At 46.7% G+C, this 25218-nt stretch carries 23 protein-coding genes and 1 pseudogene; 18 read left to right on the forward strand and 6 right to left on the reverse strand.

The window, feature by feature from the left end:
* The 3 genes from B4C70_RS10370 to B4C70_RS10380 form a co-directional block, all read left to right on the forward strand.
* The coding region (locus tag B4C70_RS10370; RefSeq protein WP_290779101.1) for a hypothetical protein at nucleotides 1-358 on the forward strand (358 nt) is incomplete at its 5' end.
* 74 nt (nucleotides 359-432) lie between these two features.
* Nucleotides 433-2916, forward strand: coding sequence for a phage tail protein (locus B4C70_RS10375; RefSeq protein ID WP_290779104.1), 2484 nt, complete (start codon nucleotides 433-435; stop codon nucleotides 2914-2916).
* A 621-nt stretch (nucleotides 2917-3537) separates the two neighbouring features.
* Complete coding sequence (locus B4C70_RS10380) at nucleotides 3538-3867, forward strand: hypothetical protein (RefSeq protein ID WP_290779107.1); 330 nt, start codon at nucleotides 3538-3540, stop codon at nucleotides 3865-3867.
* 29 nt (nucleotides 3868-3896) lie between these two features.
* Here the strand turns inward: B4C70_RS10380 and B4C70_RS10385 are convergent, their stop codons facing one another.
* A complete protein-coding gene (locus B4C70_RS10385; RefSeq protein ID WP_290779109.1) occupies nucleotides 3897-4460 on the reverse strand; it encodes a hypothetical protein in 564 nt (187 codons plus the stop codon).
* A 609-nt stretch (nucleotides 4461-5069) separates the two neighbouring features.
* On the opposite strand from B4C70_RS10385, the pseudogene B4C70_RS15160 reads away from it, so the two are divergent.
* From B4C70_RS15160 to B4C70_RS10400, 4 genes and pseudogenes are all read left to right on the forward strand, one after another.
* Nucleotides 5070-5162: pseudogene (locus tag B4C70_RS15160) on the forward strand (iron-sulfur cluster assembly accessory protein); the annotation flags it as partial.
* Between the two features lie 117 nt (nucleotides 5163-5279).
* A complete protein-coding gene (locus B4C70_RS10390) occupies nucleotides 5280-6146 on the forward strand; it encodes an NAD-dependent epimerase/dehydratase family protein (RefSeq protein WP_290779112.1) in 867 nt (288 codons plus the stop codon).
* Nucleotides 6147-6229: 83 nt separating this feature from the next.
* On the forward strand, nucleotides 6230-6646 hold the full coding sequence (locus B4C70_RS10395) for a GNAT family N-acetyltransferase (protein WP_290779115.1): 417 nt from the start codon (nucleotides 6230-6232) through the stop codon (nucleotides 6644-6646).
* Nucleotides 6643-7134, forward strand: a complete 492-nt coding sequence (locus tag B4C70_RS10400) for a GNAT family N-acetyltransferase (RefSeq protein ID WP_290779118.1) — start codon at nucleotides 6643-6645, stop codon at nucleotides 7132-7134. Before B4C70_RS10395 ends, B4C70_RS10400 begins: the two co-directional genes overlap by 4 nt.
* A gap of 242 nt (nucleotides 7135-7376) precedes the next feature.
* Here the strand turns inward: B4C70_RS10400 and B4C70_RS10405 are convergent, their stop codons facing one another.
* The gene (locus tag B4C70_RS10405) at nucleotides 7377-8375 is read right to left on the reverse strand and encodes an NAD(P)/FAD-dependent oxidoreductase (RefSeq protein WP_290779121.1); all 999 of its coding nucleotides are present in this window, start codon (nucleotides 8373-8375) and stop codon (nucleotides 7377-7379) included.
* A 243-nt stretch (nucleotides 8376-8618) separates the two neighbouring features.
* Here B4C70_RS10405 and B4C70_RS10410 point away from each other — a divergent pair, with 243 nt between their 5' ends.
* The 6 genes from B4C70_RS10410 to B4C70_RS10435 all read left to right on the forward strand — a co-directional run bounded on the left by B4C70_RS10410 (nucleotide 8619) and on the right by B4C70_RS10435 (nucleotide 16836).
* A complete protein-coding gene (locus tag B4C70_RS10410; RefSeq protein ID WP_290779124.1) occupies nucleotides 8619-9830 on the forward strand; it encodes an NAD(P)/FAD-dependent oxidoreductase in 1212 nt (403 codons plus the stop codon).
* Between the two features lie 81 nt (nucleotides 9831-9911).
* The gene (locus B4C70_RS10415; RefSeq protein WP_035406048.1) at nucleotides 9912-10229 is read left to right on the forward strand and encodes a YuiB family protein; all 318 of its coding nucleotides are present in this window, start codon (nucleotides 9912-9914) and stop codon (nucleotides 10227-10229) included.
* Between the two features lie 101 nt (nucleotides 10230-10330).
* The gene (gene glcT / locus B4C70_RS10420; RefSeq protein WP_023469132.1) at nucleotides 10331-11188 is read left to right on the forward strand and encodes a glucose PTS transporter transcription antiterminator GlcT; all 858 of its coding nucleotides are present in this window, start codon (nucleotides 10331-10333) and stop codon (nucleotides 11186-11188) included.
* Between the two features lie 217 nt (nucleotides 11189-11405).
* Nucleotides 11406-12929 carry a glucose-specific PTS transporter subunit IIBC gene (gene ptsG, locus B4C70_RS10425; RefSeq protein ID WP_029342409.1) on the forward strand — a complete coding sequence of 508 codons (1524 nt, stop codon included), beginning with the start codon at nucleotides 11406-11408 and terminating at the stop codon, nucleotides 12927-12929.
* A 128-nt stretch (nucleotides 12930-13057) separates the two neighbouring features.
* Complete coding sequence (gene ptsG / locus B4C70_RS10430) at nucleotides 13058-15166, forward strand: glucose-specific PTS transporter subunit IIBC (RefSeq protein ID WP_290779127.1); 2109 nt, start codon at nucleotides 13058-13060, stop codon at nucleotides 15164-15166.
* A 152-nt stretch (nucleotides 15167-15318) separates the two neighbouring features.
* A complete protein-coding gene (locus B4C70_RS10435; RefSeq protein ID WP_064299465.1) occupies nucleotides 15319-16836 on the forward strand; it encodes an MDR family MFS transporter in 1518 nt (505 codons plus the stop codon).
* Between the two features lie 108 nt (nucleotides 16837-16944).
* Here B4C70_RS10435 and ptsP read toward each other — a convergent pair whose 3' ends face one another.
* Nucleotides 16945-18669 carry a phosphoenolpyruvate--protein phosphotransferase gene (gene ptsP, locus B4C70_RS10440; RefSeq protein WP_290779131.1) on the reverse strand — a complete coding sequence of 575 codons (1725 nt, stop codon included), beginning with the start codon at nucleotides 18667-18669 and terminating at the stop codon, nucleotides 16945-16947.
* Nucleotides 18670-19022: 353 nt separating this feature from the next.
* Between ptsP and B4C70_RS10445 the strand changes: the two genes are divergently transcribed.
* The 3 genes from B4C70_RS10445 to B4C70_RS10455 are packed head-to-tail and all read left to right on the forward strand — an operon-like array spanning nucleotide 19023 to nucleotide 21251.
* Nucleotides 19023-20435, forward strand: coding sequence for a leucyl aminopeptidase (locus B4C70_RS10445; RefSeq protein ID WP_133207640.1), 1413 nt, complete (start codon nucleotides 19023-19025; stop codon nucleotides 20433-20435).
* On the forward strand, nucleotides 20432-20602 hold the full coding sequence (locus tag B4C70_RS10450) for a hypothetical protein (protein ID WP_215147293.1): 171 nt from the start codon (nucleotides 20432-20434) through the stop codon (nucleotides 20600-20602). Before B4C70_RS10445 ends, B4C70_RS10450 begins: the two co-directional genes overlap by 4 nt.
* Nucleotides 20583-21251, forward strand: a complete 669-nt coding sequence (locus B4C70_RS10455; protein ID WP_035396398.1) for a DUF429 domain-containing protein — start codon at nucleotides 20583-20585, stop codon at nucleotides 21249-21251. Before B4C70_RS10450 ends, B4C70_RS10455 begins: the two co-directional genes overlap by 20 nt.
* Here the strand turns inward: B4C70_RS10455 and ytvI are convergent.
* On the reverse strand, nucleotides 21231-22355 hold the full coding sequence (ytvI, locus tag B4C70_RS10460) for a sporulation integral membrane protein YtvI (RefSeq protein WP_050678641.1): 1125 nt from the start codon (nucleotides 22353-22355) through the stop codon (nucleotides 21231-21233). The genes B4C70_RS10455 and ytvI overlap by 21 nt on opposite strands.
* A gap of 93 nt (nucleotides 22356-22448) precedes the next feature.
* On the opposite strand from ytvI, the gene B4C70_RS10465 reads away from it, so the two are divergent.
* Complete coding sequence (locus B4C70_RS10465) at nucleotides 22449-22634, forward strand: hypothetical protein (RefSeq protein ID WP_290779135.1); 186 nt, start codon at nucleotides 22449-22451, stop codon at nucleotides 22632-22634.
* The gene (locus tag B4C70_RS10470; RefSeq protein ID WP_290779138.1) at nucleotides 22600-23487 is read left to right on the forward strand and encodes a MazG nucleotide pyrophosphohydrolase domain-containing protein; all 888 of its coding nucleotides are present in this window, start codon (nucleotides 22600-22602) and stop codon (nucleotides 23485-23487) included. Before B4C70_RS10465 ends, B4C70_RS10470 begins: the two co-directional genes overlap by 35 nt.
* Before the next feature lie 42 nt (nucleotides 23488-23529).
* On the opposite strand, the gene B4C70_RS10475 is transcribed toward B4C70_RS10470, so the two are convergent.
* Nucleotides 23530-24720, reverse strand: coding sequence for an aminotransferase (locus B4C70_RS10475; RefSeq protein ID WP_290779141.1), 1191 nt, complete (start codon nucleotides 24718-24720; stop codon nucleotides 23530-23532).
* Entirely contained in the window at nucleotides 24717-25214 is a 498-nt protein-coding gene (locus B4C70_RS10480) for an Lrp/AsnC family transcriptional regulator (protein WP_023469120.1), read from the reverse strand. Before B4C70_RS10480 ends, B4C70_RS10475 begins: the two co-directional genes overlap by 4 nt.
* Nucleotides 25215-25218 lie beyond the last annotated feature (4 nt).

A 25218-nucleotide genomic window follows, 5' to 3' on the forward strand; every position in this document is an offset into this window, starting at 1 on the left:
TTTTTGGGGAGCATATCATGGAGTCATTCGGCGTTTTTTTATTACATTCCAGGAGGACGATAAAATGAAATTCTTAGAGCAGGATAAGAAGCTAGTCATTTTACATGACGCAAGAGTCGTTGAACTGCTGCACAAGTTTCCGGCAAGCGAAGATGAGTTTGTTGCTTACATCAAAGGCGCAAAAAAGATTGGTAACCGAAACGCGCTACGTGTCGTCGAGAGGCTCATCTTGGTGAATGGCATTCATACAAAAAAGACTGCTCTTACGTATCGAGCGGCGATGGCGCTATACAGCGACTCGCTAGAGCTTATCGGTATAGAGGTTGAACACCTAATCGACGAAGGTGACCGCACATGATGCAATTACAGGCGTTGATTTCGTTGCAGGATCAATTTTCTGCGCCAATGAAGAAGCAAACTGCAGCACTGCGCATGTTCGAGTCTAGTACGACGAGTGCGATGTCTACGGTAGGTGCTATGACACGATCATTCAGTGGCGCTTCAACGGCTTCGAGTAGCGTATCGCGAGCGTTTAAAACCCTGTCTGCCGCGACAAACACGGTGGCAGAAGACCTACGTACTGTCGATGTGACTCAGCCGTTAGATGGCGCTGATGTTCGTTACGATTCGCTAGGTCGACGCATTCGAACGGTCTTTAAAGGCGTGAGTGCCGAAGCACAACGCATGAGCGCAGAGATTCGATCAGCATTCGCGCAACAGCGTGTAGCGATGAACGGGCTTCGGGATGATTCGATTAAATCGCAATACGCATATTTCCAACTGGCGAAATCTAGTAAGGAATATACCGGCACGACCGGCGACTTTATCAATCAAATCGAGAAAATGGGTAAAGCCGATAAGAAGACGAAGGACGCGATGATCGCCTCTAACGAAATGGCAAAAATGTCATTCTATCAGTCGGTCGGATCCATGATGGCGCGGTCGACTCAATCGAGCAAGATTGCGGACAACTTCGCTAGAATGAACAACCCGATTTACAAATTAAATACTCCGTTACTCAGCGTAGCGAACGGGTTAGAGGGGATTGCGAAGCGTGGAACGCCTGCAGCATTGGCTCTAAGAGCATTGGGGCCGACTGCGAACATGAAGCAACTAAACGACATGACTCGAATGATTTCGCAGGGATTAATGCGCTTCACAGCAGTTGCACTCGTAGCTGGTGTCGCGGCATACGCATTCTACTCGAAGCTACACAAATCGGCGATGGATGCTAACAAAGGCTACGCAGATTCGTTTAAAGCGATGACCGCAAGTATCTCGCAAACATTCGATCCTCTCGTTCAGACGTTCGCAGAATTGATGACTCCGATTTATAATGTCACAACGAAAATTAGCGACATGATAGCGAAGTTCCAGGAAGCGCACCCGACAATCGCGAAAGTCGCCTCAGTATTCATGATCTTAGTACCAGCGCTCACGCTTATACTTTCGCCACTCGCTGTAGGTATCGGATTGTTCGGAGGGCTTGGAGCAGCGATTGGAGCGATGGCTCCGTTACTTGCGCCGGTTGTCGTAGGGTTTGCGTCGATCATGGGTACGGTTGTTGCGGTAGCAGCGGGGATTACGTTACTTGGAACAGCATTCTATCTGCTTTATACAAGATCCGAGACATTCCGAAGCGGCGTTACTGCCATTTGGAACGGGATTAAAAGCGCGGCCATGTCGGTCTTTAACTTTTTAGCACCTTATGTAAATCAGGCTATGACGGCTGTTACATCGTTCGTCCAATCGAAGCTAACGATGATGCAGCAGTTTTGGACGCAGAACGGCGCACAGATTTTGACCGCATTGACTAACGTGTGGACCGTGATTACTAGCGTGGTTCGCGCCGGTATGGCGATACTGACGCCGATATTCACGGTCGGGTTTGCGCTAGTGAGGACAACCGTTACTGGCGCATGGGCTGCGATCAAGAATGTGATTACGGGCGCGTTGAATGTAATCATGGGCGTTGTCAAAGTCTTTACTGGATTGTTTACAGGCGACTTCAGCAAGATGTGGGAAGGCGTTAAGCAAATCTTCTTTGGTTCGATTCAAGCGGTTTGGGGCTACATTAACTTGGTTTTTGTAGGCCGCATATTGAAGGCTGGCGCAGCTCTGTTCACGGGGCTACGATCTACTGTTTCCGCCGGGTGGAGTTCAATTCGCACATACTTCTCAAATAGTATCTCGTCAATCAAGTCGAGTGTTTCGGGAGCTTGGACTACTATAAAAGGCTTGTTCACCGGTGGATTTAACAACGCAAAAGCGACAGTCAGCGGAGGATGGAATAGTATCAAATCATTCTTCTCTAACGGCATCACAAACGCTAAGAACTCGGTGTCCAACGGATTCCAAAACATGCTTACGACTGTTACCTCTAAAATTGACTCGATTAAATCGAAAATCGCGGATTGGGCGAAGTCGTTGCCAGGGAACATGCTGTCAGCGTTCAGTAGCGCAGTAGGTCAGCTTAGCTCGATCGGTTCACTCGTTTGGGAGCAGATCAAAGGGTCGTTGCCGAACATTTCGTCAATCAAGGATTACGTCACTGGCGCTGTCACCGGTAAAAAGTCGGGTAAAAAGAGCGGGGGAAAATCAGACGGATCGTTCTATTCCGGTGCCTACAACATTCCGCACAATGGTTTCCAGGCAACGCTACACTCCGGAGAGTCCGTACTAACTGCGAGCCAGTCGAACACATTACGCAAGGCAGGCGTTCTATCAAGTCGTAACGGAAACCGTCCTGTCGTTAATCCTAGCGCAGGGGCTACGGTGGCTGGCGTGGGTGGTATGGTCGATCGTTCAGTGAATATTACAATGCAAGGCGTGACGATTCGCGAAGAAGCGGATATCAACCGTATTGCGAGAGCTATTTTAAATGGAATCGAAGTTCATGACGACCAAATGCAGTAAAGATAAAGTATAAAAAATACTGTTTATCAAAGTTGAAAAGTTACTAGAGGTCATATTGGTATTTATGAAGTGAATATCGAACTAAAGACGGTCTTCTATGACCGTCCTTTTCTTTAAATTGATGAATATGGTATGAGTGTGTATTAAAAAAACAATAAGAAAAAACCATAAAATATACTTGTGTTTGTTAAGTAATAGGTAAACGAGATAATTTCATCTACCAATCTACCAAAAATTACATGGATAACTTATAAGCATTCAAATCTAAAAAAAATAAAAATTTTAAAAGGAATATTTTAAATTAAATAGTATATGAATACTACCGAAGTAAAAATTGAAAAGACAATAACAAAGTAATAAACATAAAAATATACGAATTAAGTGTGACTGAACATCTTAATTAAAAAGATTAAGCAATATTTTTAAGTGACAACAGTTATAATTAATGCTAAAATTAGAATAATCGAAAAAAATAGTTGACATTAAAAAATAAAAATGATAGAATTCTACGCTCTATTCTTAGGGAATCTACTTTTTATTTTTTAAATCAAATAGTATACTTTTATTTGATTACAACAAAAATGTTAATGACAAGCCCGTATTGCTAAAGGAGGATTGAAATTGCCTACAATCAGCGAGAAGGACATGAAAGACATAATGAACGATTTTTTTGCCGGCAACGAACAGATCATTTACGATGAGACTTACCGGATTTACGATGATGTTTATGAAAAAGATTCTAATGGTAAAAATATCATTATAAAAAATGTTCCCCATCTCACTCATACTGAAGGTGATTTAGATGACAGCTTCATTTTGGGAGAAGTTGAGAGAACCTTGATGAAGTTTCTTAAAGCAATTAAGAGTGGCTCGATTTTATACGATTTAGATGACAATGACGAACTCATAGTTAATTATAGTGACGTGGAATTATACTCCAAAGAGAAATAAAAAGACTACCGTTCGGTAGTCTTTTTTTGTTACTCATTGATATAAGTAACTGCTTTAATTAAAATGTTTATCAAATTACCGTCTTCATCTACTTTTATAGAAATTATTATTTTTTCATTAGGAGATGAAGAATCAGTACGTGAAAGGACATAAGTAATTCCTTTATGGTTCCATCTAAATATGTTTGATACATTACCAAATTGACAGACGTCCTTTTTGATATCTAAGATGTCTTCTGTAAAAATCTGATCATATTTATCAGAGCGTTCGATTAATCTTTTTTTATAATGCTTAGTAATTTGTATAATGTCACTCTCAACTTCAAAATTATCTGTTGTATTTAAAAGATTAAACGCATTATTAATAAATTCAGTAATTTTAGTATGTTGTTTACTAGTCATGGTTACAGCAATAGAGTTTTTGATGAAATATGAATCTGGATATGTGGATAAACCATTTAAAAATTCTTGTAATTGTGATTCGTTTAGAGACTTGATAACGTTATCTTCTTTAAGAGAACGACTTATAAAATCTTTAGTCTTCCCCGTAACTAATGGAACAATAACTGAATTTGAGTCATCGTAATTCATCATAAAAGTAAGACCTCCCTCTGTGTATAAAAATGCTACTTTACTAACTACTGATTACGCATGAAAAATTAAAAAAGAGTGGGATAGTTCGGTACACATTTTTAAGTTTTAGGTTCGGTCAAATGGATTATTATAAAAATAGGTAGGGATAAAGGAAAGAATAATTATCATATTAGTATTTAAATTGAAAATAAATGAAAGGTTATATTAGTATTGTTCAAATTATCATATTAAAATTAATTATCAAAGTCAAAAAATGTAGTGAAAAATTTTAGTATAATTATTATGTCTAATTCAACTGCAGTAAAGACTACTTAATTATTATTACAACAAAAAATAAATAAAAACTGATTACATTTTTTGGTACATCTTATTTTACAAATATAATTCACTTTAGTTCTTTTCTTCAAACTTCATACGAGATATTTTATCAGAGAAAAGACAGAAAGTAAAATTACTAATTCTATAATTTTCAAATGTAAATCTGTTATAATCAAGTGACGATAGAAAACGTATTAGCGTATATATACAATATCAATCTTATAAAAATCGACAACTCGCGCAAACTGGCGATAAATGATCGTAGGGTTCCGAAAATACTTCGGTTCTTAATTCACGATCACGAATCCGAATGCCATCGCAACATGCGGTTGCGGGACTTCGTTCCGGACGGCAACGAATGCCGGGACACCGGGTGGCTGTTAATGAATCCAATCGTGGACATCGTCCACGATTTTTTTATTGTCCGCATACAGGAGACCTGTTCCGTTGACTCGAAATATTAAGAGAGTGAATGCTACTACGAACAGGGAGGGCTTCAGGATGAGAAAAGTATTGATTTTCGGGGGAACGCGCTATTTCGGACGCCGGCTTGCAATTCGCTTAGCCGATTCGGGGGATGACGTGACAATCGTCACACGCGGTGAGCATACGCCACCCGTCGCGAAGGGCTTGACATTTTTCAAAGGAGACCGGACGTCAAGTAGTACGATGAAGGATTTAAGCCAACAGCACTGGGATGTCATCTATGACAACATTTGCTTCACGCCGTATCAAGCCAAACTTGCGATTGACGCGTTTGAAGGGAAAGTCGGGCGCTACGTGTTGACGTCGACGATGTCTGTCTATGAAGACGGTGGTGCGAATATTTCGGAACGCGCCTACAATCCGTTTCCCGGGAAATATGAGCTTGAGAAGGAACATGGGTATGGCGAAGGGAAACGCCAAGCGGAGAGTTATTTCTTCCAACGTGCGACCTTCCCTGTCGTTGCCATTCGTTTTCCTGTTGTCCTCGGACCAGACGATTATACGGAACGACTTGTCTTCCATATCAAACGCGCGCTTGACGGTCGTCCGATTATCGCTGAAAACAACTATGCGAAGATGGGCTACATCTCAAGTTACGAAGCCGCTGCCTTTCTTGAGTGGTGTGGTCGTTCGGAATTGACAGGACCGATCAACGCTGCGAGTGACGGCGTCCTATCGATTCAAGACCTGATGGATAAAATCGACCGTATTGCGGGAACGACGAGCCAAATCGTCACAAAAGGAGAGGATGAATCGCCACTTGCGCCAGAACGCGATTTCTATATGGATACGACAGCTGCGAAAGAAGCGGGCTATCTGTTTCAACATATCGATGACTGGCTCGATCGTTTGATTGAAGAGGAGGTGCGCAATCACCAATGATGCAGTTGATGAAACCAACTCTTGCGTGGGAAACGGAGTACCGCGCCTTTTTAGAAGACTGACGAGAGTCGGGCGAAACGATCGTGACGGAAGCAGTCGGAGACACATATGAACCACTGGGCGCTTATTTTGCGGAACTTAAGGAAATGGAGACAACAGTCAGACCGGGTCTTGTCACCCATTCGACGTACTGGATGGTCGACGGGCAACGAATCGTCGGTGCGCTGAACTTCCGGCATGACTTGACGGAGAACTTGAAGTTGTACGGCGGACACATCGGATACGGCATCCGACCATCCGAGCGTCAGAAAGGATATGCGACGACCGGGCTCCGTTTAGCGCTAGAAGAAGCACGGCAACGTGGATTCGATCAAGTGCTGTTGACGTGTGGCGTTGATAATCTAGCATCTCGCCGTGTCATCTTGGCGAACGGTGGACAAGAAATCGAGCCGACTGTTCGTAATGGACGCGAGACACGTCGCTTCATCATCCAGTTATGAGGATTCGTGAAGCACGTCTTGAAGATGCGTCAGCCATCGCCCTAGTTCATATTGATGCCTGGCGGGAGACGTATCAAGGTATTATTCCGGACACTTATTTAGTGCAGTTATCGCACGAAAAACGGACGAAACAATGGGAACAGACATTAGTCAATCAGCGCGTGTATGTTGCCGTGTCAGGAGAAGAAGTCGTTGGCTTTGCGCAAGGTGGAGCGAATCGAAGTGATGCGCGTGAAGGGGAGTTGTATGCGATTTATGTCTTGCAAGCGTCGCAAGGACAAGGACTCGGAAAAGCTTTGTTTCAACGCATCGCTGAGGACTTAGCAGAATATGAGACGATGCAGGTTTCTGTCTTGCGAGATAATCCAGCGTGCCAGTTTTACGAGCGATTCGGTGGTCAGGTCTTCGAAGAATCGATGATTGAGCGAGGTGGGGTGGAACTCGTGCAACGGGTTTACCGGATACCTGTTAAAAGATCATCTATATGAAATCGGACGTTTTCAACATCTTCGCTTTCCTCAGGCGGGAGGTAAGCCGCGCCAGTTCCCATTCCATGTGATCTGTCGGGTCTTACCTATCCCTGACGGAAGCACACATCGTGCTTCCTTTTCCTGTAGGAGTCGAAGATGTTTGTTCACGTCCTAGATGTGATTCCATCTAAATAAGAGGTCGGACTCCGATATGTCATCCGGAATTCGACCTCTTATTTGTTTTCAGCCATTCAGTTATCTCAAGAATGATTCGTTACTTTTTCGAACAGACTCGTCGAGTGTTGCGGGTGACGAGCAGATGGATCAACAAGAAGTTTCGCTTGGTTAACGGCGATTGGTGCTTCACCGAAGCCCGTTGCGATCAGTTTGACGCGTCCTTCGTAAGTTGCGATATCACCACAAGCGAAGACGCCCGGAATCGCAGTCTCCATCTTCGAATTGACACGAATCGAATTGCGTTCGAATTCGACTTCCCATTCTTTGAGCGGTCCGAGTGACGAGACGAAGCCGAAGTTACAGACGACGTCGTCCGCAGCGACGACGACGACTTCACCACTTTCAGCATGTTTGAACGTCAGCGTCTCGATGTGCGACTCACCTGTAACTGATTCAAGTGTATACGGCGTCATGACGTTGACGGACGAATCGTGTAACAATTCGACCGAATGTTCATGGGCACGGAACTTATCACGACGGTGGACGAGCGTGACGGATTTTGCGATCGGCTCAAGCATCAATGACCAGTCAACTGCTGAGTCACCGCCACCAAGTAAGACGACTTGGCGATCCTTGAAACGTTCCATATCGTTGACGAAATAGTGTAAGTTCGTTTCTTCGAAGCGTTCTGCGTCAGCGACGCCGAGTGGACGTGCCGCGAACGAGCCGTTTCCTGCCGTCAAGATGACGGTCTTCGTATAATGCTCGCCTTTGTTCGTGACGAGGCGGATGATCCCATCATCCATCCGTTCATAAGCGATGACGGTCTCACCGAGTACATAGGTCGGATCGAATTCGTTCGCTTGTTCAAGCAACCGATCAACCAGTTCCTGAGCTTTTACTTTCGGAAAACCGGCAATATCGTATATATATTTTTCAGGATAAAGCGTAGCGAGTTGACCACCTAATTGAGGTAGACTCTCGATGACCTTCGTCTTCATCTGGCGCATCCCTGAATAAAACGCGGTGAACAGTCCGACCGGACCGCCGCCGATGATCGTGACATCATATGGTTGGTGCATCTGATTCCCTCCTAGCGTTGGATAGGTCCATTATATAGGAAGTAGGGGGTGAAGGTGCAAGTACGGAACATCTCACATTTTTTTAAGGGAAATTACATTTTTCTTTTGCAATCATTCCTGAAAAGTGTTTCAATAGGCTTATAGACATGTGAACATTATTTGAACAAAATTTTTGAGCATTCGTCTGTAATTGAATGTGAAGAAAATCACAACAAAACTACGATTCGTAAGGAGTATCAGAACATGAACACACCTAACATTGTTATTCTTGGAGCGGGCTACGGTGGATTGATCACAGCAGTCAACCTTCAAAAGAAACTCGGCGTCGATCAAGCGAACATCACGTTGATTAATAAACACGACTATCATTACCAAACAACTTGGTTGCATGAACCAGCTGCAGGTACGATGTCTGCGGAGCAAGCACGCATCTATATCAATGATGTCATCAACCCGTCACGCGTCAAACTTGTCAAAGGTATCGTTGAGAAAGTCGACACGGCTGCTAAAACGGTTCTCTTACAAGATGGCGGAACAGTTCCTTACGATTACGTCGTCGTTGCTCTCGGTGGCGTTCCTGAAACATTCGGTATCAAAGGATTGAAGGAACACGCTCTGACGATCAGCTCGTTGAACAGCGCCCGTAAAATCAAGGAACATATCGATTACTCATTCGCACAGTACAAAACAACAGGATCACAAGATCGTTCACTCTTGACGATCGTTGTTGGTGGTGCTGGATTCACAGGAATCGAGTTCATGGGTGAGCTCGTCAACCGTATTCCAGAACTGTGCAAACAATATGATATCCCACGCGAACTCGTTCGTGTCGTTAACATCGAGGCAGCACCGACAGTCCTTCCAGGATTCGATGCTGATCTCGTCAACTACGCACACAAATGGCTTGAGCGCCAAGGCGTCGAGTTCAAACTCGGTAACGGCATCAAGGAATGTGGACCAGGAAGCGTCACGTTCGGTCCGCTTCAAGGCGACACGACTGAGACGATTGAAGCGAACACGATCATCTGGACTGGTGGCGTCAGCGGTAACCCTGTCGTTGCAGCATCTGGTTTCGAAGCGATGCGTAACCGTGTCGTCGTTGAAGAAGATCTTCGTGTTCCAGGACACGATAACGTCTTCATGATCGGTGACTGTTCAGCAGTCATGGATCCAAGTTCGAACCGTCCGTACCCACCGACTGCACAAATCGCGACACAACAAGCACACAAAGTCGCTGAGAACATCGCAGCACTCATCGCGGGTCGTCAAACATCGACGTTCACGTACGAGAACAAAGGAACGGTTGCTTCACTTGGTCATAAAGATGGTATCGGCATGGTCTTCGGCAAGAAGATTTACGGTCGTAACGCATCGTTCATGAAAAAAGTCATCGACAACAAACACTTCTTTGAACTGAAAAAACTTGGTCTTGCGATCAAAAAAGGGAAGTTCTAAGTTCACGTTTTAGGCAAATGTACACTCGTGCATTTGCCTTTTTTGTCGGTTATACTAGAAGAGATTCAAAGGGGGAACAGTATGCATATCATTCAAGCCGTGATCGGGAGTGTGCTTTATCTCGTCATGTTCTTTAGTATCGGATTCATCTTAAACATGTTGTTGCGGAGTACATGGGTGATGCTCGTACTCTATCCGATCATCCTCATCATGATGATCGACAACCAATCGACGCTCGAATACTTCACGAATGCTCGTGAAGCGATTCCGAATCTTGGGGACCGGATTGCTGGACTGCAGGCAGCGGATATCACGATGTTCGCAGCTGGGTTTGCTGGAATCATCATCGCCGGTCTATCGATTCGCTTCTTGCGTAAGAGCGGTTACCAAATGTTTTAAAGTCTACTTGAGTAAGTAGGCTTTTTTCGTGCTTGAAAAACCGTTATAATAAAAACAATGTCTTTAAATAAATGTGTAAGAGCAGATTGGGTTGAGAGCGAATGGATAAACAAATGTACCACGTTATCAAGGTATTGAATAATAATGTCGTCATTTGTTCAACTGGTGCGAATCAGGAAGTCATTATCCTCGCGAAAGGGATTGGCTTCGGTCGGAAGCCAGGCGATCAACTGACAGATCTCGACAAGTTGGAAAAAGTCTACACGTTGAAGGATAAAGAAGAACAGGATCAATATAAGGCGCTCGTCGGTCACCTCGATGAAAATTTCATCGCGTTGATGAATGAAATCGTTTCAATGATCGAGACACGGTTCGGGAAAAAAGTCGATGAACATATCCATATCGGATTAACGGATCATTTGACGTTTACGTTCAAACGACTGGAACAAGGAATGGAAGTCACCAATCCGTTTCTTGCCGAAACGGAAGCCTTGTATCCGGAAGAGTACGCACTTGCAGAAGAAATCGTCGAGTTCATCAGTGCCGAGATGAATTTTTACCTGCCTCCAGCCGAGACAGGGTTCATCGCACTTCATATTCATTCTGCGACGAACTTCAAAGACGTACTTGAAGTTAACCGCCATCATCAGCTCGTCGGTTTAATTGCTAGTCATATCGAACAGCGACTGGAGATTAAAATCGACCGAAAATCGCTTGATTACAAGCGTCTGATTCGGCACCTTCGTTCAGCGATTGAAAGGGTTTCCAATGGGGAGTATCTAGAGGCTCCAGAAAAAGTAGAAAAGCTATTGCGTGAAGAATATCCGCTATGCTATGATACTGCTTGGGAGCTGATGTCCATCATGGAACGTCAGTTGAAGAAAGCGGTACCGCGCGGTGAGGCGACGTATCTTACGATGCATCTGCAACGCTTAGTGCAGTACGATTCAGGTAAATGACCGCACGGACTACGTGTTACTGATACGATCAGGCATGAGTGGGATGTCGGGCAAGAAGCTTTATTTCCGTTATGCAACGGGATAAGTCTATTGTCTACAATCCGCTCGTGCCTGATTTTTTTCTGTAAAAAATCGGTCAGATGTCTGACTTTTTTCGTCTCAATCATTGGCATTATTCATCATACTTCGCTCTTAACAGGAAAAGGAGGAAACACACATGTTCAAACAGATTTTTGCTGTTCTTCAACGTGTCGGTAAAGCGTTGATGCTTCCTGTAGCGATTTTGCCAGCTGCCGGTATCCTACTCGGATTCGGTAACGCGATGCAAAATCCGAACTTGACGTCAAAACTCGAGTTCTTAAAAAATGATGCAATCATCAAGGTTGCAAAATTGATGGAAGCAGCCGGGGATATCATCTTCGGTAACTTAGCACTCTTATTCGCGGTCGGTGTCGCGATTGGTCTTGCAGGGGACGGCGCAGCCGGACTTGCGGCAATCGTCGGATTCTTGATCATGAACAAAACAATGAGCGTTTGGCTCGGCGTTACACCAGAAATGGTTGCTAACGGTCAAGGGTATGCAAACGTACTCGGTATCCCAACACTTCAAACTGGGGTATTCGGTGGTATCATCATCGGTCTGATTGCAGCTTGGGCGTACGGGAAGTACCATAATCTCGAATTGCCGCAGTTCCTCGGATTCTTTGCTGGTAAACGTTTCGTTCCAATCGTCACTGCTGTCGTTTCATTGTTCGCAGGTCTTGTACTTGTATTCGTTTGGCCGTTCGCACAGGACGGATTGAACACATTCTCCCACTTCATGATGGAGAAAAACCCAACACTCGCAGCATTCGTCTTCGGTCTCATCGAACGTTCGTTGATTCCATTCGGTCTTCACCACATCTTCTATGCACCATTCTGGTTCGAATTCGGTTCGTACACGAATGCAGCAGGTGATGTCGTTCGTGGTGACCAAGCGATCTTCTTCGCTCAATTGAAAGATAACGTTGAATTAACTGCTGGTACATTCATGACTGGTAAATTCCCGTTCATGATGTTCGGTCTTCCAGCAGCAGCTCTTGCTATGTACCACGAAGCTCGTCCTGAGCGCCGTGCAGTCGTTGGTGGTCTTCTTGGATCAGCAGCACTTACAGCATTCTTGACAGGTATCACAGAGCCAATCGAATTCGCATTCTTGTTCGTTGCTCCAATCTTGTTCGCAGTTCACGCAGTCTTCGCAGGTCTCTCGTTCATGACGATGCAATTGTTGAACGTTAAGATCGGTATGACATTCTCTGGTGGTTTGATTGACTTCCTTCTCTTCGGTGTTCTTCCAGGACGCACGCAGTGGTGGCTCGTCATCGTCGTCGGTCTTGCACTCTCTGTCATCTACTATGTTGGATTCCGTTTCGCAATCCGCAAGTTCAACCTGAAAACTCCAGGTCGTGAAGATGCAGCGCAAGAGACTTCATCTGCTCAAGGTTCTGAACTCGCTGAAGGTATCCTTGATGCACTCGGTTCAGAGTCGAACATCAAACACTTGGATGCATGTATCACACGTCTTCGTGTCGAAGTTCTCGACAAATCGAAAGTCAACAAAGATGAGTTGAAAAAATTAGGTGCTGCTGGTGTCCTTGAAGTTGGTAACAACGTTCAAGCGATCTACGGACCGAAATCAGACAACATCAAGTCTGAAATCCAAGCCGTCATCGCATCACGTAAACAAGAAAAAACAGTCTAAAGTTTTTAGAGTGAGTCCTTCTGCGGAAGGGCTCATTTTTTTTGGAAAAATCTTTTAGAATCGTTTTGCGATAGAATATTTTAGGGTATGAACTAAGTAGTTTGTTTAAAAAAGGAGGGAATATACGCATGTGGAAAAACGTGTTTGGTGTCTTACAGCGGATCGGTAAGGCCCTGATGTTACCGGTAGCGATTTTGCCGGCGGCGGGGCTATTGCTCGCGTTCGGGACAGCGTTTCAAAACCCGAACTTGACGCAATATTTACCGTTCCTCGAGAACGATTCGCTAGTCGTCATCTGGCGGGTCATGCAGGATGCCGGTGATATCATCTTTGCGAACCTCGGGTTACTGTTTGCCGTCGGGGTCGCGATTGGTCTTGCGAATGGGGAAGGAGTTGCCGGTATAGCAGCGATCGTCGGTTTCTTGATCATGAACAAGGTCATCAGTTCGTTCTTACAGATCACACCAGAAAAAATCACGGAAGCACAGAAAGCGAGTGACTTGTCGTATGCGACGGTCCTCGGGATACCGACCTTGCAAATGGGGGTATTCGGAGGGATCATTGCCGGTTTGATAGCAGCGTACAGTTATAATAAATTCTTTAAAATCAAACTGCCTGATTTCCTCGGATTCTTCGCAGGGAAACGTTTTGTTCCGATTGCAACTGCTTTATTCAGTCTTGTCGCCGGGTTTGCCTTATCGTATATTTGGCCACCGATCGGCAGTGGAATCAACACATTCTCGAAAACAATTATCGAAGCGAACGAACCGTTGTCTGCCTTTATCTTTGGACTCGTCGAACGTTCGTTGATTCCGTTTGGTCTTCACCATATCTGGTACTCAAGCTTCTGGTTCCAGTTCGGTGAATATACGGATAAAGCCGGAACGATCATCAACGGGGATCAGCGGATCTTCTTCGCACAGTTGAAGGACGGTGTACCATTTACGGCAGGGACATATATGACCGGGAAATATCCATTCATGATGTTCGGTCTGCCAGCAGCCTGTCTTGCGATGTACCACACGGTCGCAAAGGATCGTCGTAAAGCCGTCGAAGGTCTCTATTTCTCAGCTGCGTTGACTTCTTTCCTGACTGGGATCACGGAGCCAGTCGAGTTCTCCTTCGTATTCGTTGCACCACTTTTGTTTGCCGTTCACGCTGTCTTTGCAGGTCTTTCATTCATGATCATGGATTTACTGAACGTCAAGATCGGGATGACGTTCTCCGGTGGATTGATTGACTACACGTTGTTTGGGATTCTACCGAACCGAACCTCGTGGTGGCTCGTCATTCCAGTCGGTCTTGTCTTCGCCGTCATCTACTACTTCGGATTCCGCTTCGTCATCACGAAGTTTGATCTGAAGATTCCAGGACGCGAAGCGATTAAAGAGGGTGCCGCTACCTCAACGGCACAAGCAGGCGATCTACCGTATAAAATTCTACAAGCATTCGGTGGTCCATCAAACATTAAACACTTAGATGCTTGTATCACGCGTCTGCGGATTACGGTCAATGATAAATCAGGCGTCAACAAGGATCGCTTGAAAGAACTAGGTGCTGCTGGTGTTCTTGAAGTCGGAGATAACGTCCAAGCCATCTTTGGACCGAAATCCGATGGGATCAAGTCAGAAATGGCAGATATCATGAAAGATCCAAATTATAAACCGAAAGAGACACCAGAAGCAGATCCAATTCCACAAGTACCAACGGGAGACGAAGCACGGACTTCTGGAACTACAGCAGATGCCGGTCCACTCGCTGGAGATCGTGGTGGGGCTTACGTGCCTGAAGATGGATATGTCGCACCGCTGAGCGGTATCATTCGTTCTCTCGATGATGTGCCGGACCAAGTCTTCTCCGGTCGCATGATGGGTGACGGATATGCGATCGAGCCAACGGAAGGATATGTCGTCTCTCCAGTCTCTGGTGAGATTACGACGTTCTTCCCGACGAAACACGCGATCGGTATTCTTGCGGATAATGGAGATGAAATCTTGATTCACATCGGTATTGATACGGTATCACTCGAAGGAAAAGGATTCGAGGCGTTGGCGAAAGCCGGCGATCGTGTCGAACCGGGGACACCACTCCTCAATGTCGATCTTGAACAAGTACGACCGCTCGTACCATCATTACTGACACCAATCATCGTCACGAACAGCGGCGATCGAAAAGTCGACGTTGATGTCGGACGGATGGTCGAAGCCGGAGAAGCGATTTCGTATCGTGTAGAGTAAAGAAGAAAAGCGACGGATCGCCCTGAGCGATCCGTCTTTTTTGTGTGAAACAATCGTAGAGCACATTTTATAATGAGATTTTGCACATATGATGATACAATGAGTTAGCTATTATAAGAGTTAGCTAATTTTTTGAGAAATGAGGTGCGTCGATGTCTTCGACTACAACAAAAACGAATACGACACCTGTCGTCATCGGATTATTGATTGGGATTTTAGTCGCAGCAATGGATAACACGATCGTTGCGACAGCGATGCCGACAATCGTCAGCGAACTGAATGGGTTTGATCAGTATGCATGGGTCACGTCGGCTTACATGATTGCAACCGTTGCCGGAATGCCGATCTTCGGTAAACTGAGTGACATGTATGGAAGAAAACGCTTCTTCCTCTTTGGGATGCTCCTCTTCATGGTAGGGAGTATCTTGTGTGGAATGGCAGACTCGATCATTGAATTGTCTGCCTATCGTGCCTTGCAAGGACTCGGTGGTGGGGCGTTGATGCCGATTGCTTTTACGATCATCTTTGATATCTTCCCGCCAGAAAAACGGGGGAAAGTCAGTGGATTGTTCGGAGCAGTCTTCGGAATCTCGAGTATCTTCGGACCGTTGCTTGGTGCCGTATTGACGGATTCGCTCGACTGGCGCTGGGTGTTTTATATCAATATCCCACTCGGATTGATTGCCCTTGGTCTCGTGACGGTCTTCTATCAGGAATCACCGGTGCACCGGACACAGAAAATCGACTACGTCGGTGCCTTTACGCTTGTCGCCGGATTAGTTTTATTCTTACTCGCGCTCGAAATGGGTGGGAAAGAGTATGCATGGTCTTCGCCACAAATTCTTGGTCTGTTCGGAGCAGCGCTCGTCGCGTTCGTTGCCTTCGCATTTGCTGAACGACGTGCCGCGGATCCCGTCATTACGTTCAGTCTATTCCGCCGTCGCTTATTTGCGGCAACACAAGGCGTGGCGTTCTTTTATGGATTCGTCTTTATCTCAGCGAGTGTATTCATTCCAATCTTCGTGCAAGGTGTCTTTGGTGGAAGCGCGACGAACTCCGGTCTGATCCTGATGCCGATGTTGATCGCCTCGGTCATCTCGGCGCAACTTGGTGGACAGTTGCCGAATAAGTTTGGTTTCCGGAACATCATGATCGTCTCGGCGGTCTTCTTCCTACTCGGTGTCTATCTCCTTAGTACGATGACGCTTGAGACATCGCGGACAGCGGTAACGATCTATATGATCATTCTTGGCTTCGGTGTTGGCTTTAGTTTCTCTCTATTGAATCTAGCGAGTATCAATGGGATCGAGATGCAAAGACGTGGCGCAGCGACCTCGATGGGCTCAACATTCCGGACAATCGGGATGACGCTTGGTGTCACGGTCCTCGGAATCATTCAATCACGGACGTTCACGTCAGCTGTAGCGGATCGGTTGCCGCAAGGTGGAGCGCCGTCCGGTGGACAGTTCCCAACGGCTGATGCGTTTGCGAAAATGCCACCAGAAGTTGCGACAGCAATCAAGACGTCGCTTGCAGAATCGATCTCAACCGTCTATTTCTGGGCACTGATTCCAGCAGTACTCGGTGTCATCTTTATCTTCTTGATGGGGAACGAGCGTCCGATTTTGTCGGAACAAGCTACTCCAGAAAAGAAGAAACAAGCTCAATGATCACCGTTTCAACAACGTCTTCTTTCTTATTAGAAAGAGGCGTTGTTTTTTTGTTGAATTAGACAAAAAAAGACGAATCTGGATTACTCCAGATTCGTCTGACAAAACTTATTTTTTGATGTCGAAAGTCGTGCTGAGGAAGTCAACGACTTCTTCTGCCGTATCCATATCAAGTACTTGCTCGACGATTGCTTCACACTCTGACTTGTTGAGGCGTGTCATCAAGCTACGTGCGCGAAGGACAGATGATGCTGACATCGAGAACTCATCAAGACCAAGACCAAGAAGGATTGGAAGAGCCAATTCTTCTCCTGCCATCTCACCACACATGCCGACCCATTTGCCTGCTTTATGTGCTTCAGTGATGACGTTGTTCAAGAGGTTCAAGATCGCTGGGTTGAACGGTTGGTACAGGTATGATACTTTTTCGTTCATCCGGTCTGCCGCCATTGTGTATTGAATCAAATCGTTCGTTCCGACAGAGAAGAAATCAACTTCTTTTGCGAACTGACGAGCCATAACCGCTGTTGCTGGGATTTCGACCATCATACCGACTTCGATGTCTTCCGATACCGTAACGCCTTCAGCTTGAAGGTTTGCTTTTTCTTCAAGGAGAAGTGATTTTGCAGCACGGAACTCTTCGATCGTTGCGATCATCGGGAACATGACAGCGAGTTTACCGTATGCACTTGCACGAAGAAGTGCGCGTAATTGCGTACGGAACAAGTCTGTTTGATCAAGGCAGAGACGAATCGCACGGTAACCGAGGAACGGGTTCATCTCGTGTGGGAGATCAAGGTACGACAATTCTTTATCGCCACCGATATCAAGTGTCCGGATGACGACCTTTTTATCGCCCATTGACTCGAGAACCGTTTTGTAAGCTGTGAACTGCTCGTCTTCCGTTGGGAACGTCTCTGCATCCATGTAGAGGAATTCCGTACGGTAAAGACCAACTGCTTCTGCACCGTTATCCAAAACGCCTTTGACATCGTTTGGTGTACCGATGTTTGCAGCGAGCTCGACGTGATGACCGTCAGCCGTCATTGTTTTTTCGTTCTTGAGTTTTTTCCACTCTTCTTTTTGTGCGATGTATGCTGCGCGTTTTGCTTCATACTCAGCCACTTGCTCTTCGCTTGGGTTGACGATGACGTCACCTTCAGCACCATCAAGGATGAGAAGATCGCCATGTTTCACGTCCGTCAAGACGACTTTTGTTCCGACGACTGCTGGGATTTCGAGTGAACGTGACATGATGGCAGAGTGCGATGTCCGACCACCAATGTTCGTTGCGAAACCTTTAGCATATTTGCGGTTCAATTGAGCTGTATCCGAAGGAGTCAAGTCTTCAGCGATGATGATGACTTCTTCATTGATTTGAGCTGGAGTGACGAACGTGATACCGAGAAGGTGAGCCATCGTCCGTTTCGTGACGTCACGAACGTCTGCTGCACGTTCGCGCATGTATTCGTTATCCATTGATTCGAAAATCATGACCATCATGTTTGCGACTTCATCGAGTGCTTTTGCAGCATTTGCTTGCTCGTCCTCGATTTTTGCGTTCACCTGACTGACGATTTCCGGATCTTCTAAGATGAGAAGGTGAGCCGAGAAGATCTCCGCTTTATCTGGACCTAATTCTTGTAAGGTATTTTCACGAATGACTTCGAGTTCCGTCTTCGATTTTGCGATTGCCGCTTGGAAACGTTCTTTTTCCGCAGCTGCATCCTCGATTTTGTGCGATGGAATCTCAAAGACCGGTGTTTCCATCACGAATGCTTTTGCAATCGCGATCCCTGCAGAAGCGCCAATTCCCTTGATATGTTGTGCCATGTGCATTACCCTCTTTTCAGTAAGTTTTTTTAACGCGACGACTTCGTTTCTTAGCTATCTATAGATACCCATAAACGCCTCTCTCTTAACGAGCCTTCTGCGCACTCTCCCTTGAATGAAAACGTAGACATTTCTCGGAACAGCAAACGCATCGTTTCTTGAAGTGTCTCAACATTTCACCTGTATAATCCTATCATATTGTGAAACGGGCAACAATTGTTTGAAACCAAGCATTTCGACAAATTGTCGAACAGAAGTAGTGAAAGCGTTTGCGGTCAGTCGAGAGGCTATCAGTTGGAAAATGACTGAAAACACTTCATACTAATAGATATTAGTCAAAGGGGGAGTTTTATATGCAAACGAATCAATCCGTAGATGTACTCGTTGTCGGGATTTCTGGAAATCAACCGCTCGATGAACGTTTACAAGCACTGTATGGTGACAAACTAGAAGAGTGGGTTCGTCAAGGCGATATCTCAACGAAACGAGGAGAACTGCGTCTATTGCCAACGTTAGCGGGCGACGTCGCACGTGTACTGTTTGTTGGACTCGGGAAAGTTGATCAGCTCGCGCAAGACGATTTACGTCGCTTGCTCGGGAAAGCGGCACAACATGTCAAAGCACGTCGCTTAGAACATGTCACAGTTGACGCAACAACGTTCCCAGGGCAACCGGTCGAACTGATTGCCGAGACATTCACCCTCGCTACATATGAGGTCAAACATTATAAGACGTCGCCTTCGAAAGCATATACGTTACAACTGACGGTCTTACCTGTAGAGGAAGAAGCCGTACGCCGCGGAACGGTCTTGGCTGAAGCGACGAACTTAGCGCGTCGTCTCGTAACGATGCCTGGGAATCTTTTGACGGCGCCAGCGCTTGCGGATGAAGCACGCTTCATCGCGGAGCGTCATGGGCATGATCTCCGGATCATCGATAAGGAAGAGATGGAAGCGCTCGGGATGGGCGCCTTGCTTGCCGTCAACCAAGGATCCGTCATTCCACCGAAATTGATCGTCCTTGAATATAAAGGTTCAGCAGAAGCACCAATCGCTGTCGTCGGGAAGGGCGTCACATTCGATACAGGTGGTTATTCCATCAAACCAAAAGACGGGATCGTCGGAATGAAAGGGGATATGGGGGGCGCAGCAGCAGTTCTCGGGCTATTCGAAGCACTCGGTCAACTGAAGCCAGATGTTCACGTCATCGGTGTCATTCCAGCAACCGACAACATGATTTCCGGGGATGCCTTCAAGCCGGACGACGTCATCACATCGATGGCGGGAAAAACGATTGAAGTCTTGAACACGGATGCGGAAGGACGACTTGTTCTTGCAGATGCGGTCACGTACGTCAAAGAGTATCAGCCAAAAGCGATCATTGATCTCGCGACATTGACAGGTGGTGTCCTTGTCGCCCTTGGAACAGAAATCACAGGTGCCTTGACGAATGATGCATCACTCTACGAGCGTTTTGAACAGGTGACGAAAGAGACGAATGAGATGGTTTGGCAGATGCCGTATGTTGATGCCTTCATCAAACAAGTCCGCCGCTCGGAAGTCGCAGACTTGAACAACTCACCGGGACGCATGGGACACATGATCTTCGGTGGTGCGTTCGTCGGCGAATTCGTTGGTGATACACCTTGGCTACACCTCGATATCGCGGGAACATCGGAACAGAATCAAGCGTCTGAGATTGGTCCAAAAGGAGCAACGGGCGTCATGGTCCGTAGTCTGTACCGGTTCGTCGAGCAAGAAAAATGAGACGTTGGAATCTACTCGGCGTCTTGTTGACGATTCTTGCCGTCGTCTGGTATATGGAGGCGCGCGACCGTCTATCGCTCGGTCTCGCGACGTTCATCGGTATCTTCACCGTCTTATCACTACTGCGTTCTTTCCGGGAGAAGACGAATGCACGTCATCGGGATTGATGCGGCAAAGGCGGGGTGGGTCGTCGTTATGTACGAAAATGGTCGTTATACGGGATTCGTCGAACCGACGCTTACTCAGATTCCGCTAGCTGACCGGATTTGGATCGATATGCCAATCGGCTTGATGGAAGGACGACGGGAAACGGATCAACTGTTGCGACTGGAGCTACGACCTGGGCGGACGAGCAGTGTTTTTAATGCACCGTTTCGTAGTGCGTTGACAGCTTCTACCTATATGGAAGCAAATGATTTAGCCAAACAACATGCGGGGATCGGGCTTTCGAAACAAGCGTGGTACCTATTACCGAAAATCCGAGAAGTCCGCAGCGTATATCGAACGGAGATGATTGAAGCCCATCCGGAAGTCTGTTTCGCGCGACTCGCCGGTCATCCGGCACGCTTTTCAAAGAAAACGACCGAAGGCATTGCGGAACGGATTGAATTGCTCGAGCGTTTTGATTGTCCGCCGTTATGGGAACAGCGTCAGTCGCATGTTGCGGTCGATGATTGGCTCGACGCTTGTCTGCTTGCGACGGGCGCCCGTTTTCCGTGTGATTATTTGCCGGCGAGTCGACCGGTGGATCCGGAAGGATATCCGTTATATGCAGCTGTACCAAAAAAATCACCCTCACCGAAATGGTGTGGGTGATCCTTTGACGAAGTCCCAAATATAATGGAAAATCTGGGCGTTGTAGAGTGCTTTTAAGATGACGGCGATCAATGGTCCGAGGATTAATCCGAAAACACCAAAGAATTTGATCCCGACGAATAGTGCAATCAAAGCCGTGATCGGTTGAATGCCGATATTGTCGCCGACGATCTTCGGTTCCATGATGTTACGCTGCAGAATGACGAGAGCGTATAGAATCCCGAGTCCAATCGCAAGTGTTGTATCGCCCGTGATGATCGAATAGGCAATCCAAGGCAGGAAGACGGAACCGGTGCCAAGATACGGCAAGATATCAAAAAAGGCAGCGATAAACGCGACTGCGAACGGATGCTCGACACCAATGATGAACAAACCAATCAAAACGATGAAGAACGTGATCGTGATCAACGTGAGCTGCGCTTTGAGATAGCCGAATAAGGCAGATCGTAAGCTCAGGAAGACCGACTCGAAACGAGCGAACCAAGGAAGCATCTCATAGCGCTTCAATCGCATCTCGTACTGGTGCCAATCTTTTGCGATGAAAAACCAAGCAAGTAAGACAATGACGAAAATCAATGCAATCGATGGCAATGTCGCAAGGACCGTCTGTAACATCATGGCGATACTTTTTGATCCTTCGCCAATCGCACTCGCAAGTGAACTACCGAGAGATTGGATACTGTTTTGAACCGTATTTTGTTGCGATGGCTCCAGTGAGCGTAAGGCTTCGGAAGCATCGTTCCAGATGGGTGCCAGTTTTTCATTGTACAGCTTTTGAAAATACAGGCTCAACTCTTGGATTTGCGCCGGTAACTGGTTGGCGACAAATACAAGACCGCGAATCAACTGCATGATGATCAAGGCGAGCGAACCAACTAATAAGCCACTGATCAAAATGATGGACAACAACGCACCCCATCCGCGAGTGATTCGTAACCGCTTTTGGAAAAAATCGACGAGTGGTCGACTCAAAAGGGCAAGCAGAAACGCAAAGACAAACGGATACAAAATGGACGATAGGCGGATGAGTAACCATCCACCAACTAAGAAGGCGAAGATCACCGTCAGGAACCGGGCCATTTGCCAAAGACGTTCAGTCGACACAAGCAACACCTCTTACTGGATTATGTAGAATTAATTGATATCATCATATCATGTTTAGATAGGTTACGAGTCATTCAAAAGGAGGAGATCTCGATGCGTAAAAGAGAAATTGGACTAATTGCTGCGTTGATTGCTGCGACATCTGTCGTAATCCGGGAATGGAAGAAAAACCAGGCATTTACGCAACACGTTAAACAGGAGACAGAAATGCACGTACGCCAGGCAATCGTGGAGGGTCAGACCGATGGAACAGATGAAGACACTGCAACAAAAGGTTGATGCGACGATTCGCTCACTCGGCGGTTATTTTCGACCGTTGTCTGGTCTCGCACGCCTGACGGAAGAAGTCGGTGAGGTCGGTGAAGCACTGGAACAAAATGATTTAGAAGCCCTTCGCTTGGAGCTGGTCGATGTCTTGATGATCTCGACCTGCCTTGCGAATCAATACGTGGCGGATCTTGCAACACAGCATGAGACGCTTGATACAGCAAACGATGATCAAGACGGTTCGTTTTATCGACTCGTGCATGAGGCCGGACAAATCGCACGTGTCATGAACGGATATGAAGGCGATAAACCGCCGAAAGCGAAAGATACGATTGTTCCGATTGGTCATTCCTTAGCACGTCTGCAACGCGAATTGTTTCGGTTAGCACGACCACTTCAACTGGATTTACTGACAGAAATCGACCGGACGAATGAAAAGAATCTGAAGCGGGATAAAACACGCTTCGCGTTGACGCGTGATCCCATCACGGAAGAGACGATTGATCATTTCCGGAGTGCGACTGGAAGTGAGGCGCGCCTCTGGGGAGCCCCTGTGTACGAGGAGAACCAAACGATCGAGGACAACATGGAAGCAGCATTGCCGTCACTCCGGCGTTTCCTCCGATGTGCGTCGATTGAGGGAATCGAGGCATTCGTCTTCGAAGCACCGATGGAACGCTCGCGTAGTTTGGTTGAAGTGAAAGAACTAGCGGACGAAATGGGGCGCTTGATCAAAGAGCGGACACCACTTGACTTTAAGGATTCACCGTATCGGTTGGAAGTCTTTGCGCCACAACTCGGTCCAATCTCTCCGTATCATGCAGAAGACGATCATCGGATGTTCCTCGTTCTTTATGTAGACTAAAAAATGATCCGCCTGCTCTTTTGAGCAAGGCGGATCATTTTTTTAATGTGAATGTGACGATGCTGCCTCATCTTGAGTCTGCCATTTTTTCATGAAGCGCTGAATCCGAGCGATCGCTTCTTGGAGTTGTTCAATCGAACTTGCATAACTTGCCCGGACATAACCTTCACCGCTTGCTCCGAAGACGGATCCTGGAACGACGGCGACGCGCTCAGCGAGTAACAATTGCTCGGCGAACTGCTCGCTCGTTAGTCCGGTATGACCGATGTACGGAAAGGCATAGAAAGCGCCACCTGGTAAGTGTGTCGGAAGACCCGCATCGTTTAGCGCCTTAACGAAGTAGTTCCGGCGTTGCCGATAACTCGTCACCATGTCAGGGACCGTCTTATGACGAGAACGCAGTGCTTCAATGCCCGCGAATTGAACGAGTGTCGGGGCACACATCATGCCGTATTGATGGACCTTCAGCATCGATTGCGTGATTGCAGGTGGTGCACAAGTGAAACCAAGCCGCCAGCCTGTCATCGCGAAGGCTTTCGAGAAGCCGTTGATGATGATCGTCCGCTCCCGCATTCCGGGAAGGGTCGCGAAGCAGATCGCTTCCGTTTCGTAGGAAAGTTCCGCATAGATCTCGTCACTGATGACATATAGATCATGCTTTTGGACGAGTAACGCTAGGTCCGCTAATTGATCACGCGACATCGTCGAGCCTGTCGGATTCGATGGGAAACAGAAAATGATCGCTTTCGTCTTATCTGTTAGCAACTGTTCGATCGTTTCCGGTTGAATCGCAAAACCATCTTCTGCGTGACACGCAGCAGCGACGGGAATGCCTCCAGCAAGTTCAATCAAAGGGGCATACGAGACGAATGCCGGTTCAACAACGATGACTTCATCTCCTGGATTGATCAAACTACGAAACGCAAGGTCGAGTCCTTCTGAGGCACCGGTCGTGACGATGATCTCTTCCGTCGTTGAATAGGAGATAGCGAATTTTTCTTGCATGTAAGTTGCAATTTCTTGACGTAGTTCTAGTAAGCCGGCGTTGGCACTATACGCTGTATAGCCTTGTTCGAGTGCTGCGAAGCTCGCTTCGCGAACATTCCATGGCGTGACGAAATCAGGTTCGCCGACACCAAGGGAGATGACATCTTCCATCGATCCTGCTAAATCAAAGAAACGACGGATGCCGGATGGGGCTAGCTGTTCGACACGTTCAGATAGAGACTTCATGGAGACACCTTCAATCGTTTGTCGTCATCATCCTGACTGAAGAGGACACCGTCGTGCTTGTAGGTCTTCAAGCGGAAATGGGTCGTCGTCGAGATGACGGAGTCGAGCGTCGATAATTTTTCCGAGACGAATTGAGAGACTTCTTGTAGCGATTTGCCATCAAGAACGACTTGTAAGTCATATGCGCCTGACATCAAATAGAGGGACGTCACTTCCGGGAAACGATGGATCCGCTCCGCTACCTCGTCAAAACCGCGTCCACGTTTCGGTGTGACTTTGACATCGATGAAAGCCGTCACGCCATGATGGGCATGAATCTTTTGCCAGTCGATGACAGCAGTGTAACCGAGTAGGACACCGTCGCGTTTGAATGTCTCAATCGAAGCGGCTACTTCTGACGCTTCCCAGTCGAGCATTTGCGCAAGCAAGTCCAAGTCCATCGGACCATTTTGTGTTAATAATGCTAATAATTCGAGTTGTTTTTCGGTGTACATGGGA

Origin of the sequence: Exiguobacterium sp. UBA5002 (genome assembly GCF_002396765.1) — a bacterium.
In the GTDB taxonomy this organism is placed as follows: domain Bacteria; phylum Bacillota; class Bacilli; order Exiguobacteriales; family Exiguobacteriaceae; genus Exiguobacterium_A.